This is a genomic window from Streptomyces sp. NPDC046712 (genome assembly GCF_040645695.1).
Classification (GTDB): Bacteria; Actinomycetota; Actinomycetes; order Streptomycetales; family Streptomycetaceae; genus Streptomyces.
Window position 1 is genome coordinate 219,044 of record NZ_JBEYYW010000003.1, and the last position, 12,736, is coordinate 231,779.

Annotated in this window: 15 protein-coding genes and 1 pseudogene; 8 read left to right on the plus strand and 8 right to left on the minus strand. The window is 68.8% G+C overall.

Annotation, left to right across the window (positions count from 1 at the left end; genetic code table 11):
- Positions 1-94: 94 nt before the first annotated feature.
- Positions 95-394, minus strand: coding sequence for a hypothetical protein (locus tag ABZ939_RS05490; RefSeq protein WP_361849591.1), 300 nt, complete (start codon positions 392-394; stop codon positions 95-97).
- A gap of 284 nt (positions 395-678) precedes the next feature.
- Here ABZ939_RS05490 and rpsF point away from each other — a divergent pair, with 284 nt between their 5' ends.
- The 4 genes from rpsF to rplI all read left to right on the plus strand — a co-directional run bounded on the left by rpsF (position 679) and on the right by rplI (position 2,385).
- Positions 679-969, plus strand: a complete 291-nt coding sequence (gene rpsF / locus ABZ939_RS05495; RefSeq protein WP_004950685.1) for a 30S ribosomal protein S6 — start codon at positions 679-681, stop codon at positions 967-969.
- A 74-nt stretch (positions 970-1,043) separates the two neighbouring features.
- The gene (locus ABZ939_RS05500) at positions 1,044-1,625 is read left to right on the plus strand and encodes a single-stranded DNA-binding protein (RefSeq protein WP_361849593.1); all 582 of its coding nucleotides are present in this window, start codon (positions 1,044-1,046) and stop codon (positions 1,623-1,625) included.
- A 58-nt stretch (positions 1,626-1,683) separates the two neighbouring features.
- The gene (rpsR, locus tag ABZ939_RS05505; protein WP_005315025.1) at positions 1,684-1,920 is read left to right on the plus strand and encodes a 30S ribosomal protein S18; all 237 of its coding nucleotides are present in this window, start codon (positions 1,684-1,686) and stop codon (positions 1,918-1,920) included.
- A gap of 18 nt (positions 1,921-1,938) precedes the next feature.
- A complete protein-coding gene (rplI, locus tag ABZ939_RS05510; RefSeq protein WP_315894947.1) occupies positions 1,939-2,385 on the plus strand; it encodes a 50S ribosomal protein L9 in 447 nt (148 codons plus the stop codon).
- Between the two features lie 72 nt (positions 2,386-2,457).
- Here the strand turns inward: rplI and ABZ939_RS05515 are convergent, their stop codons facing one another.
- Positions 2,458-3,795: an MATE family efflux transporter gene (locus tag ABZ939_RS05515; RefSeq protein ID WP_361849595.1), complete on the minus strand. Its 1,338-nt coding sequence runs from the start codon at positions 3,793-3,795 to the stop codon at positions 2,458-2,460.
- A 424-nt stretch (positions 3,796-4,219) separates the two neighbouring features.
- Between ABZ939_RS05515 and dnaB the strand changes: the two genes are divergently transcribed.
- The gene (dnaB, locus tag ABZ939_RS05520) at positions 4,220-5,707 is read left to right on the plus strand and encodes a replicative DNA helicase (protein ID WP_361849597.1); all 1,488 of its coding nucleotides are present in this window, start codon (positions 4,220-4,222) and stop codon (positions 5,705-5,707) included.
- Between the two features lie 78 nt (positions 5,708-5,785).
- A complete protein-coding gene (locus ABZ939_RS05525; RefSeq protein ID WP_361849599.1) occupies positions 5,786-7,168 on the plus strand; it encodes a serine hydrolase domain-containing protein in 1,383 nt (460 codons plus the stop codon).
- Between the two features lie 113 nt (positions 7,169-7,281).
- Here the strand turns inward: ABZ939_RS05525 and ABZ939_RS05530 are convergent, their stop codons facing one another.
- The 4 genes from ABZ939_RS05530 to ABZ939_RS05545 all read right to left on the minus strand — a co-directional run bounded on the left by ABZ939_RS05530 (position 7,282) and on the right by ABZ939_RS05545 (position 9,699).
- Positions 7,282-7,734 carry a GNAT family N-acetyltransferase gene (locus ABZ939_RS05530; protein ID WP_361849601.1) on the minus strand — a complete coding sequence of 151 codons (453 nt, stop codon included), beginning with the start codon at positions 7,732-7,734 and terminating at the stop codon, positions 7,282-7,284.
- A gap of 31 nt (positions 7,735-7,765) precedes the next feature.
- Positions 7,766-8,224, minus strand: a complete 459-nt coding sequence (locus tag ABZ939_RS05535) for a MarR family transcriptional regulator (RefSeq protein WP_361849603.1) — start codon at positions 8,222-8,224, stop codon at positions 7,766-7,768.
- A 78-nt stretch (positions 8,225-8,302) separates the two neighbouring features.
- Entirely contained in the window at positions 8,303-9,166 is an 864-nt protein-coding gene (locus ABZ939_RS05540; RefSeq protein ID WP_361849605.1) for a GNAT family N-acetyltransferase, read from the minus strand.
- Between the two features lie 5 nt (positions 9,167-9,171).
- The gene (locus tag ABZ939_RS05545) at positions 9,172-9,699 is read right to left on the minus strand and encodes a DUF2269 domain-containing protein (protein ID WP_361849607.1); all 528 of its coding nucleotides are present in this window, start codon (positions 9,697-9,699) and stop codon (positions 9,172-9,174) included.
- 107 nt (positions 9,700-9,806) lie between these two features.
- Between ABZ939_RS05545 and ABZ939_RS05550 the strand changes: the two are divergent.
- Positions 9,807-9,920: pseudogene (locus tag ABZ939_RS05550) on the plus strand (hydrolase); the annotation flags it as partial.
- A 107-nt stretch (positions 9,921-10,027) separates the two neighbouring features.
- On the plus strand, positions 10,028-11,203 hold the full coding sequence (locus ABZ939_RS05555) for a globin domain-containing protein (protein WP_361849609.1): 1,176 nt from the start codon (positions 10,028-10,030) through the stop codon (positions 11,201-11,203).
- A 94-nt stretch (positions 11,204-11,297) separates the two neighbouring features.
- Here ABZ939_RS05555 and ABZ939_RS05560 read toward each other — a convergent pair whose 3' ends face one another.
- Positions 11,298-11,777 carry an NUDIX hydrolase gene (locus ABZ939_RS05560; protein ID WP_361849611.1) on the minus strand — a complete coding sequence of 160 codons (480 nt, stop codon included), beginning with the start codon at positions 11,775-11,777 and terminating at the stop codon, positions 11,298-11,300.
- 35 nt (positions 11,778-11,812) lie between these two features.
- Entirely contained in the window at positions 11,813-12,709 is an 897-nt protein-coding gene (locus tag ABZ939_RS05565) for a LysR family transcriptional regulator (protein ID WP_361849613.1), read from the minus strand.
- Between the last annotated feature and the right edge of the window lie 27 nt (positions 12,710-12,736).

Genomic DNA, 12,736 nt, shown 5'->3' on the forward strand with positions numbered 1-12,736 from the left:
TACAGGGGCTCCGGCTCTCGCGCCGAAGCCTACTGCGACCGGGGAGCGCCCCGATTGTCGTGTGTCCCTTGGCCGGCGGCCGACCCCGGATGCCTCAGGCGAGGCCCCCGTAGAACATGCCGAGATAGAACCCCACCGCCGAGGCGCCGAGTCCGACGATCAAGGCGAAGCGTTCCCTCGTGGTCACCGAGATGAACTGTCCGAACGCGCCCGCCATGATGCCGATCAGCCCGGCCCATGAAGCCAGCACGTGCAGGTCGTGGAACTGCGCGGTGATGAACGAGAGGACTCCGAGGAAGAGCGTCACCCCGACCAGCGTGTCCTGGAGCGGGTGGGCCTTGCCGTCGGTGGCGAGAAGGGAATGTCCGGGGTCGGGTCGCATTGCCTGTGCCATGGAGCACCTCCTGGCGTGCCTGCCGGAAGGCGGCGCATCTTAGCGCCGCCGACTTCCGTTGTGTACAGATTGCGTCCCCCCACCACCGGATTTCAACCGGAAGCCGGTGTGCGGGTAGTCTGTACGGTCTGCACCGGTGTCTGCCCAGGTCCACCCAGGACCCCGACGGCCTCCTCGCTCGCCGAGGGGGATTGTCAGTGGCGGCCGATACCGTTGCTTACGCATCACGACCCTCCTGCCACGGAACGACCGTGGCCGCTGAGTCCAAAGGAGGTGGGTTCCACATGCGTCACTACGAGGTGATGGTCATCCTCGACCCCGATCTCGAGGAGCGCGCTGTCTCCCCGCTGATCGAGAACTTCCTCTCCGTCGTCCGTGAGGGCAACGGAAAGGTTGAGAAGGTCGACACCTGGGGCCGTCGTCGTCTCGCCTACGAGATCAAGAAGAAGCCCGAGGGCATCTACTCGGTCATCGACCTGCAGGCCGAGCCTGCGGTCGTCAAGGAGCTCGACCGCCAGATGAACCTGAACGAGTCGGTCCTCCGGACCAAGGTCCTCCGTCCCGAGACCCACTGAGCATCTAGCTCAGAGGTCATCGGGTTCGAGTAGCAGTAAGCAGCCAGAAGCAATCCCGCCGAGAGGTTCACCCAATGGCAGGCGAGACCGTCATCACGGTCGTCGGCAATCTTGTCGACGACCCCGAGCTGCGCTTCACCCCGTCCGGTGCGGCGGTCGCGAAGTTCCGTATCGCGTCCACCCCCCGCACCTTCGACCGTCAGACCAATGAGTGGAAGGACGGCGAGAGCCTGTTCCTGACCTGCTCGGTCTGGCGTCAGGCGGCGGAGAACGTCGCCGAGTCGCTCCAGCGAGGCATGCGCGTCGTCGTGCAGGGCCGGCTGAAGCAGCGGTCCTACGAGGACCGCGAGGGCGTCAAGCGCACGGTCTACGAGCTGGACGTCGAGGAAGTCGGCCCCAGCCTCAAGAACGCCACGGCCAAGGTCACGAAGACCACTGGTCGCGGTGGCCAGGGTGGCTACGGCGGCGGCGGCGGCCAGCAGGGCGGCGGCAGCTGGGGCGGAAGCTCCGGTGGTGGCCAGCAGGGTGGCGGCGGTGCTCCCGCCGACGACCCGTGGGCGACCAGCGCGCCGGCCGGTGGCGGCCAGCAGCAGGGCGGCGGAGGCGGCTGGGGTGGAAACTCCAGCGGCGGCTACTCGGACGAGCCCCCCTTCTAGGGCACTCCCCTCGAAGGCAGCTCGTACCCAAACTTCTTGATCACACAGGAGAAACACCATGGCGAAGCCGCCTGTGCGCAAGCCTAAGAAGAAGGTCTGCGCGTTCTGCAAGGACAAGACCGCGTACGTGGACTACAAGGACACGAACATGCTGCGGAAGTTCATTTCCGACCGCGGCAAGATCCGTGCCCGCCGCGTTACCGGCAACTGCACGCAGCACCAGCGTGACGTCGCCACGGCCGTCAAGAACAGCCGTGAGATGGCGCTGCTGCCCTACACGTCCACCGCGCGATAAGGGAAGGGTGACCGAAAAATGAAGATCATCCTGACCCACGAGGTCTCTGGCCTCGGTGCCGCCGGCGATGTCGTCGACGTCAAGGACGGTTACGCTCGCAACTACCTGGTCCCGCGTGGTTTCGCGATCCGCTGGACCAAGGGTGGCGAGAAGGACGTGGCGCAGATCCGCCGCGCCCGCAAGATCCACGAGATCGCGACCATCGAGCAGGCCAACGAGATCAAGGCCCAGCTCGAGGGCGTGAAGGTGCGTCTGGCCGTTCGCTCCGGCGACGCCGGCCGCCTCTTCGGCTCCGTGACCCCGGCCGACATCGCCACGGCGATCAAGTCCGCGGGTGGCCCCGACGTCGACAAGCGTCGCGTCGAGCTCGGTTCGCCGATCAAGACCCTGGGCTCGCACCAGGTGTCCGTGCGTCTGCACCCCGAGGTTGCCGCGAAGCTCGGCGTCGAGGTCGTCGCCGCGTAACGCTGCTCTCAGCAGTACGGAAGGGCCGCACCCCTCGGGGTGCGGCCCTTCCGCCGTTTCACGTGAAACACCTCACCGTGTGGCCCCTGTGACGATCCACCGGCCGGAGCGGGAGCGCAGCCAGAGCGTCAGCATCCGGACGGTCATCATGAGCGTCATCGCCCACCACAGGGCCGTCAGCCCACCGCCGAGGGCGGGTACCAGGAGCGCGACCGGGGCGAAGACGGCCAACGTGAGGAGCATCGCCCAGGCCAGGTAGGGGCCGTCGCCCGCGCCCATGAGGACGCCGTCGAGGACGAAGACCACTCCGGAGATCGGCTGGGACACCGCTACGACCAGAAGGGCCGGGAGCAGGGTGTCCTGGACCGTGGTGTCGCTGGTGAAGAGCGGGATGAAGAGCGGGCGGGCGATCACGATCAGGGCGCCCAGCACGATGCCGGAGACCACTCCCCACTGGACCATCCGCCGGCAGACCTGGCGTGCCCCTTCGGCGTCGTCCGCGCCGAGGTAGCGACCGATGATGGCCTGTCCCGCGATGGCGATCGCGTCGAGGGCGAAGGCCATCAGGCTCCACAGGGACAGGATGATCTGGTGGGCGGCGACCTCGGCGTCGCCGAGCCGGGCCGCGACGGCCGTGGCGATCAGCAGGACCGCGCGCAGGGAGAGCGTACGGACGAGGAGCGGGGCGCCCGCCTGGGCGCTGGCGCGTATGCCGGCCGCGTCCGGACGCAGGGAGGCGCCGTGGCGCCTGGCGCCCCGGACGACCACGACGAGGTAGGCGGCGGCCATGCCGCACTGGGCCATCACCGTGCCCCACGCGGAGCCGGCGATGCCCATGCCTGCGCCGTACACCAGGCCCACGTTGAGGAGTGCGTTGGCCGCGAAGCCGCCGATGGCCACGTACAGCGGTGTACGGGTGTCCTGGAGGCCGCGCAGGACACCGGTGGCGGCCAGGACGACGAGCATCGCGGGGATGCCGAGGCTGGATATGCGCAGATAGGTGATGGCGTACGGGGCGGCGGTGTCGGAGGCGCCGAAGACGTCGACCAGCCAGGGGGCGGCCGGCAGCGTGAGGGCGACGACGGCTCCACCCAGGAGGAGCGCGAGCCAGATGCCGTCCATGCCCTGTCGGATGGCGGCCTGGAGGTCGCCGGCTCCTACGCGGCGGGCGACCGCGGCCGTCGTGGCGTACGCGAGGAAGACGAAGACGCTGACGGCGGTGGCGAGCAGGGCCGCCGCGATGGCGAGACCGGCGAGCTGTGGGGTGCCGAGGTGGCCGACAATGGCGCTGTCGACCATGAGGAAGAGCGGCTCGGCGACGAGCGCTCCGAAGGCCGGGACGGCGAGCGAGATGATCTCTCGGTCGTGCTCTCGACGGGTGGCCTTGGGGGCCGGGGGAGCCTGGGTCATGGGGCCAATCTAATCTTCCACAGGTAAGAGATGCAATGGGTCATGGGTCCTTACAAGTGGGGCGCTCCGACCTTCGGGTGTGCGCCGTTTGTTCTGATCTTGATCCGGAGCGAGAAGTTTTTCTCCCCCACAGCCCGTGGATGGAAAAAGCCCAGGTCAGAGGCGCGCAGGGGGTGGGGGTATGAGTTTGTCCACATGGCTGTCCCCCGGTCCGTGCACAGGTTCTGCGGGGTTCTCCACAGCATCTGGTCGTTCACCCACAGGCCCTGTGGATAACCAGATTGGCTGACGGTGCCCGCGGGCCTACCGTGGTCCGGCGCCCGACGCGCCAGAAGCGGAGTCAAAGCCTCTTGTTTGTCCGAGCCGTGGCGTAAGAAAGAGTGGCACGGATAGGTCCGCGGAGCGGACGGGAGGAGGTGGCTTGATGAGCATTCCCGAGCCTTTGGACGACCCCTGGGCCGACAGCGGACCGAGTGACCGGCTGCCCGTCGCACGACCCCGCGGCGAGAGTCGTGGGCGCGGTCGGGGCCGTGATGATCAGCACGACCGCGGCAGCGACAGCGGGCCCTGGGACAGCGGGCTCTCCGGCTTCGAGCGGGTGCCCCCGCAGGACCTCGACGCCGAGCAGTCCGTCCTCGGCGGCATGTTGCTTTCCAAGGACGCCATCGCGGACGTCGTGGAGATCATCAAGGGCCATGACTTCTACAAGCCCGCCCATGAGACGGTCTACGCGGCCATCCTCGACCTGTATGCCAAGGGCGAGCCCGCCGACCCGATCACGGTCGGCGCCGAGCTCACCAAGCGCGGCGAGATCACCCGCGTCGGCGGTGCCTCCTATCTGCACACGCTCGTCCAGTCGGTGCCGACGGCGGCCAACGCCGCGTACTACGCGGAGATCGTCCATGAGCGCGCCGTGCTGCGGCGGCTCGTGGAGGCCGGCACCAAGATCACGCAGATGGGATACGCGGCCGACGGAGACGTCGACGAGATCGTGAACTCGGCCCAGGCCGAGATCTACGCGGTCACCGAGCAGCGCACCACCGAGGACTATCTGCCGCTCGGCGACATCATGGAGGGCGCGCTCGACGAGATCGAGGCGATCGGCTCCCGCAGCGGCGAGATGACGGGTGTGCCGACCGGCTTCACCGACCTCGACCAGCTCACCAACGGACTGCACCCGGGCCAGATGATCATCATCGCGGCCCGTCCCGCCATGGGTAAGTCGACCCTGGCCCTGGACTTCGCCCGGGCCTGCTCCATCAAGCACAACCTGCCGAGCGTCATCTTCTCCCTCGAAATGGGCCGCAACGAGATCGCGATGCGCCTCCTCTCGGCCGAAGCCCGGGTCGCACTGCACCACATGCGCTCCGGAACCATGACGGACGAGGACTGGACCCGGCTGGCCCGCCGGATGCCGGACGTCTCGCAGGCACCGCTCTACATCGACGACTCCCCGAACCTGTCGATGATGGAGATCCGCGCCAAGTGCCGCCGGCTCAAGCAGCGGGCCGGCCTCAAGCTCGTGGTCATCGACTACCTCCAACTGATGCAGTCGGGCGGCTCCAAGCGGGCCGAGAGCCGACAGCAGGAGGTCTCGGACATGTCGCGAAACCTGAAGCTTCTGGCCAAGGAGCTCGAACTGCCGGTGATCGCGCTCTCGCAGCTGAACCGTGGCCCCGAGCAGCGCACCGACAAGAAGCCGATGGTCTCCGACCTGCGTGAATCCGGCTCGATCGAGCAGGACGCGGACATGGTGATCCTGCTGCACCGCGAGGACGCCTACGAGAAGGAGTCACCGCGCGCGGGCGAGGCGGACATCATCGTGGGCAAGCACCGAAACGGCCCGACGGCGACGATCACGGTGGCCTTCCAGGGTCACTACTCCCGCTTCGTCGACATGGCGCAGACCTGACGAGGTGAGGGGCGTCCGGGGTGTCCGCTCCGCGTGAACGCGGTCGACTCCGGCGAAGTCAGGGCGTTGGATCGGTACATGACCTCACCCTTCGACGTTCTGCTCCCCAGTACCGAACGAGCCCTCCTTCACCGCGTCGCCGTCGCCCAGTCCGAAGGGAGGGCACCCTCCTTCGTCGGGGCGGTGGCCCGCGAAGGGACGATGGTGTGGAGCGGGTCGCGCAGCTGTGTCGACGGCCACGCCCCGGACGCCGACACGCAGTACCGGATCGGTTCCCTCACCAAGGTGTTCACCGCCGTGCTGGTGATGCGGCTCCGGGACGAGGGACGGCTGGATCTCAACGACCCCTTGGAAAAGCATCTTTCGGGGACGGGTGTGGGCGACGTGACCATCGCCCAACTCCTCGGGCACACCGCCGGGCTGGCGGCCGAGACGCCGGGGCCGTGGTGGGAGCGGACCCCCGGGACCGTCCGGCCGGATCTGGCCGATGTGCTGGGCGACGAGCCGCTCGTCCACCCTGTGGGGCGTCTGCATCACTACTCCAACCCCGGCTATACCCTGCTCGGTTCGCTGGTGGAGCAGCTCCGTGGAGTGTCCTGGGAGGAGGCGCTGCGCGGCGAGATCCTGGAGCCGCTGGGGATGGTCCGTACGACCGTGCAGCCGGTGGCCCCCCACGCCGGTGGCTGGGCCGTGCACCCCTGGGCCGATGTGATGCTGCCCGAACCGTCCGAGCACCTGGGGGTGATGGCGCCGGCCGGGCAGCTCTGGTCGACCGCCGAGGACCTCTGCCGCTTCGCCGGATTCCTCGCTCAGGGCGACGACCGGGTTCTGAGCGCGGCTTCCGTCGCGGAGATGCGAACGCCGGCGGCGCCGCCGGGAGCGGGTGAGTGGGAGGGCGGCTACGGCCTCGGTGTCCAACTGCTGCGCAAGGACGGCCGGACCCTGATCGGCCACACCGGTTCGCTGCCCGGTTTCGTCGCCTGTCTCTGGGTGAGCGTGGAGGACGGGGTGGCGTCGGTCGCGCTCGCCAACGCCACCTCGGGGCCGCTGACTCCACTGGTGGCCGCGGACCTCGTGCGGATCGTGGCAGATGCCGAGCCGAGGTTCCCCGAGCCGTGGCGGCCGCTGCCCGAGGCCGAGGTGGACCAGGAGCTGCTGGAGCTGACCGGGCCCTGGTACTGGGGAACGTACGCGTTCGGGCTGCGTCTGGCCTCCAACCGGAGTGTGGTTCTCGAACCCCTGCGCGGCGTAGGACGGAAGGCGACCTTCCGGGCGCTGCCCGACGGCGGGTGGATCGGTCTCAACGGCTACTACGCGGGGGAGACGCTGCGCGTGGTCCGGCGGGAAGACGGCTCGGTGAGCCATCTCGATCTTGCTTCCTTCGTCTTCACCCGTGAGCCGTACGAGCAGGGTGACGCGGTCCCCGGCGGAGTCGACGAGGCGGGCTGGCGCGGCCTCTGAGCCGGCTGTTTCACGTGAAACAGGACGCCGGGGGCACGTGAAACAGGACGCCGAGGGTGCGTGCCCTCGGCGTCCTGCGCTTCGTTCGATCGTGGCGGTGACCCTGCGGACCTTCAGAGGCTCAGCTTGAAGCCCAGATGCGAGGCCTCGAACCCCAGCCGCTCGTAGAAGCGATGGGCGTCCGTGCGGGTGGCGTCGGAGGTCAGCTGCACCAACTGGCAGTCCTGGCGCCGGGATTCCTCGACGGCCCATTCGATGAGCTCGGTGCCCAGGCCGCTGCCCCGTTCCTCCGCGTGGATGCGGACGCCTTCGATGATCGACCGCGTGGACCCGCGTCGGGAGAGCCCGGGAATGATCGTGAGCTGAAGGGTGCCGACGACCTTGCTCCCACGCACGGCGACGACCAGATGCTGGTTCGGGTCCTGCGCCAGTCGTTCGAAGGCCGCGGTGTACGGAGTGAGGTCGTCGGGGGACTCGCGCTGGGCGCCCAGGGGGTCGTCGGCCAACATCGCGACGATGTCCGGGAGATCCTCGGCGGTGGCGGGCCGTATCTCAAGATCGCTCATGGGCGCAGACTACGCCCGAGACCTGTTCCGGTTAGGCCGGAACGCGCAGCCCCTCGACGACGCGAACCAGGGGAGCCAGCTCCGGATTCTTCGCGGCCTCGTCGAGTGCCTCGCGCAGTGCCCCGTCATTGGTGGGCCGTGCCTCTTCGAGCAGCTCCATGCCGGCTTCGGTGACATCGGTGTAGATGCCGCGTCGGTCGGTGGCGCAGAGGTAGCGGGTGAGCAGGCCGCGGTCCTCCAGTCGGGTCACCAGTCGTGTGGTGGCGCTCTGGCTGAGGACGACGGCGTCCGCGACCTGCTTCATCTGGAGATGCCCGCCGGGACCATTGTGCTGGCGGCTGAGCACGTCGAGCAGCGAGTACTCGCGCATGCTCAGGCCGTGCTTGGCTTCCAACGCGCGCTCGATGTGGGACTCGATCCTGCCGTGCAGCAACGAGAGGGCGCACCAGCCTTGGGAGAGGGCGGTGAGTGCGGGGTCGGTCGCCGTCATGGTCTCTCCTCGGTCCGGAGCTGCTCCTCCCAGAGTAGACGATGGCTGCAATAGCCCGCGTTTGCAATTACTTGGGGCTTATCCCGCCGCCACTGTGAGAGGGGCGAATCGGCGGCTCCAGTCGCCCGGCAACCCGGCAAGCGAGCGCACCATGACCGCGTTGAACGCGATCGGGGCGAGACCGTTCGCCTTGAGCCAGCGCAGCAGCGACTCATGGCGTACATCGATGTCCGTGCGCAGGGGGCGGTCCGTGGCAGTGGCCAGCGAGGCCACGAGGGCCTGTGCCGTCGCCGTGTCGCGGGCGATCAGGGGGCCGATGACATGGGTGTCCATGTTCGGCCAGGCCGCCGCGAAGCCGGTGATCTCTCCGTCCGCCTCGGTGACGCGCAGCTGGTCCGCGAAGGCGGGCAGGCGGGTGATCATGTGGGTGCGATCGAGACCGAAGATCTCGGTGTCCAGGCGCAGGATCGCCTGAAGGTCCTCCGCGGTGGCGGGGCGAGTGGGGATGTCCGGGGCCGGTTCCGTCGCAGTGAAGCGGCCCATGACCATCTCCGCGCGGCCCGTCTCGATGAAGCCGAGCTGCTCGTACAGGGGCTGCCCGTTCGGTGTGGCGTGCAGCGTCAGCGGGGTGACCCCGGCCTCCTCCAGCACATGGACCATCAGGCGTCGCCCCACGCCCTGGCGGGCATACCGCTCGGCGACCAGCACCATGCCGATCGCGGCCAGCCCCGGCCCGTACGACGTGACCACACAGGCCGCGAGCAGCCCCTTGCCGGCCGGATCGTCGATGCCGTAGCCGGTCCCGGCGGTGAGCAGCAGGCTCCACTTGTGTTCCTCGCGGGGCCAGCCCCGGTCCTCGGAAAGATCGGCGCAGGCGGTGAGGTCGTCCGCCGTGAGACATCTGATGGGGAGCTGGTCGAGCGGGGCGAGCGAGGTCGGCATGGAGCTCAGGCTGTCTGACGTACTGATCGTCCGTCCACCGCTTTACGGGAACTGGTTCGTGCCCGCAGGCGGCGACCCCTGCGCGTCAGTCCCCACGGCTTCAGTACCGAGATGGCCGTCATGAAGAGATAGGCCGTGGTCGACACCGTCGGCGCCGCCACCAGGCTCGGATCCGCCACCCCGGCCGCTGCCGCGTGCTCGATCTCCGGGCGCAGCGCGAAGACGGTCGCGGCTGCGGTGGCCAGGGTGATCCAGAACTTGATCCAGACCCAGCGATGCTGGGCGAGACCCCAGGGTGTGCCCAGCGACAGCACCAGGCCGCTCACCAGGGTCACCACGGCGACCGGAGCCAGGAGCCAGTCGGCGAATACCTTCATCGCGCGGTAGGAGGCTTCCGTGAGGGAGGGGTCGCCCGTCGTCCAGGCCGTGATGCCGAGCGTCAGCAGTCCCACGCTGAGCCCGAGCCACGACACGGAGACGGCGACATGGAGGACGAGGAGAGCCCGCCGAGCGGGACGCTTGAGATGTTTCACGTGAAACACCGTGCCGTCCGGCCCTGTGGTCCCGCGTCTGACGGGGGGAGTAACCCCACGTACTAGCCTCGGCGTACACGACCCGGGAACCGTGAGGTCGCCGCGGTCCCGTGTCGGTGGCCGTTAGCGCCGACCGTCATCTGGCCGAACTCTCCCGCCACGCCTGCTCGAACGGCGATCTGCGAGAGGCGTATGAACTTGTCCGAAAGAGTGCAGCCTAGCCGTACTACCGGGGCTAATGCCCGAGAATTCCACTTTCTGTCCGAACCGGTCGTCGAACCTGTCAAGCTGCGCCGACAAGAGCCGCTTGCGCGAGGCGAGGCACACGATGGACGCTCCGACCCCCCATTCGGCCGCTGAGGACGAGACCCCACCCCGAATACCCTCGGAACCTTCTCCCGACGCGGTCCTCATCCGCCGCACACTGGCGGAGATCGCCCCCGTGGCCGACAAGGTGACCTCGTACTTCTACGCGCTGCTCTTCGTACGCCACCCAGAGCTGCGCCAGATGTTCCCCGCGGCCATGGACACCCAGCGGGACCGGCTCCTCAAGGCTCTGCTGACGGCGGCCGAGCACATGGACAACGCCTCCGTGCTCACCGAGTACCTCCAGAACCTGGGCCGTGGGCACCGCAAGTACGGCACGCAGGCGGCCCACTACCCGGCCGTCGGCGAGGCCCTGATCGGGGCGTTGATCCGGTACGCCACGGTCACCTGGGGCGAGGAGACCGAGGCCGCCTGGGTGCGGACGTACACCACGATCTCCCAGATCATGATCGACGCGGCGGACGAGAACGAGCGGCACGCCCCCGCCTGGTGGCAGGCCGAGGTCGTCTCGCACGATCTGCGGACCCCGGACATCGCCGTGATCACGCTCCGTCCCGACCAGCCGTACTCCTTCCTCGCCGGTCAGTACACGACGCTGGAGACACCGTGGTGGCCGCGCGTATGGCGGCACTACTCCTTCGCCTCCGCGCCCCGCCCCGACGGACTGCTCTCCCTGCACGTCAAGGCGGTCCCGGCCGGCTGGGTCTCCAACGCCCTGGTCCACCACGCCCGCCCCGGTGACGTCCTCCGCCTCGGCCCGCCGGCCGGGTCGATGACGGTGGATCACTCCACGGACAACGGACTCCTCTGCCTGGGTGGCGGCACCGGGATCGCCCCGATCAAGGCGCTGGTCGAGGACGTCGCCGAACACGGGGACCGGCGCCCGGTGGAGGTGTTCTACGGGGCACGCAGCGGCCATGACCTCTACGACATCGACACGATGATGCGGCTCCAGAAGACCTTCCCCTGGCTGTCGGTGCGGCCGGTCACCGAGGACCAGGCGCAGCTGCCGGACGCCGTTCGCCAGTACGGCCCGTGGAACGAGTACGAGGCCTATCTGTCGGGGCCGCCCGGCATGATCCGCCGCGGGATCGACACTCTGCGGGGGATCGGGATCCCTGCCGAAAGGATCCGCCACGATTCCCTGGAGGACTTGGTGGCCGTGGGCGGCACGTAGTCCGCCCACAGCCACGGGCAGCCCCGGCCGAGACCGGCCCGGGCGGGATCGACTCAGGCTGGATCGACTCAGGCCGGGATCAGCTATGGCCGGATCAGCCCAGGTCGGGGGCGTGCATGGCGCGGACGCCCTCGATGTTGCCGTCCAGGTAGTGACGCAGGGACAGCGGTACGAGATGGACGGCCGCGATGCCGACCCGCGTGAACGGCACCCGGACGATCTCGTACTCGCCGACCGGTTCCTCGATCTCGGGTCCGTGGCGCAACGAGGTGTCCATCGACTCGAGCCGGCAGACGAAGAAGTGCTGGACCTTCACCCCCGAGACGCCGCCGTCGACGATGTGCTCCACGGTGTCGACGAAGCAGGGGACCACATCGGTGATCTTGGCCCCGAGCTCCTCGTGCACCTCGCGGTGGAGGGCCTGCACGACGGTGGTGTCCGAAGGCTCGACCCCGCCGCCGGGCGTCAGCCAGTAGGGATCCATCCCCGGCTTTGTGCGCTTGATGAGGATGAGGTCGTTTCCATCGAGCAGGATGGCGCGTGCGGTGCGCTTGACCACAGGACGTTCGGTCATGGGAAGAAAATGGCCCGCCAAAGGTGTCCTGAAACTCACCAGTCTCCGGAGGAGCGCAGGAGCCACTCGTGAGCCCGGGCGATGTGCGGCAGTGCGAGGGTGCCGGCCCGGACGACGAGGAAGTATGTCCGCAGTGGGGGAACCGGCGGGTCGAGCAGTGCCACGAGACGCCCCTGTTCCAGGGCGTCCTCGCACAGATAGCGGGGCAGCACGGCAAGGCCGGCCCCGGAGGCCGCCGATTCCAGCACCGCCCGCAGATCGGGCGCTATGACGGTGGCGGCGGCGGCCGGCTTGGTCTCGAAGACGGCCGCCCAGTAGCGGGAGACGAACGGCAGCGACTCGTGGACCTCCACCACCGGTAGCTGTTCCAGGACGACGGCGCCCTTGCGCAGCAGCACCTCCGGTACGAGCCGAGCGGCCCACCGCGGGGCGGCGACGAGCACATGCTCCTCGTCGCAGAGCGGGGTGGACGTGAGCAGGCCGCCGCGCGGACGGGCGGTGGCGATGGCCAGATCGTGGTGGCCCGCGGCGAGGCCGTCGAGGATCTCCTCGGTGTTCCCCGGGAAGGCGGCCCGTACGGCGAGTCCCTGGGCGACGAGGGGCGTGAGGGCGGGCAGGGCGCGTAACGAGGTGAACTCGGGGGGCCCGGCGAGATGGAGCGTGCGAATGCCGCTCTCCTCGTCCAGGCCGGTCTCGGCGATCTCGACGAGCGCGTCCAGATGCGGGGCGGCTCGGTGGGCGAGTTCGTCGCCGATGGTGGTGGGGGTGACACCACGGGCCTGTCTGAGGAAGAGCGGGCGGCCCAGCTGTCGTTCCAGCGTACGGATCTGGCTGGTGACCGCGGGCTGAGAGAGCCCGAGGAGCGCAGCGGCGCGCGTGAATGAGCCGGCCCGGTGCACCGTGACGAATGTGCGCAGCAGGGCGAGATCCATGTCCGCCCCCTCCCGGCCACGTGGCCG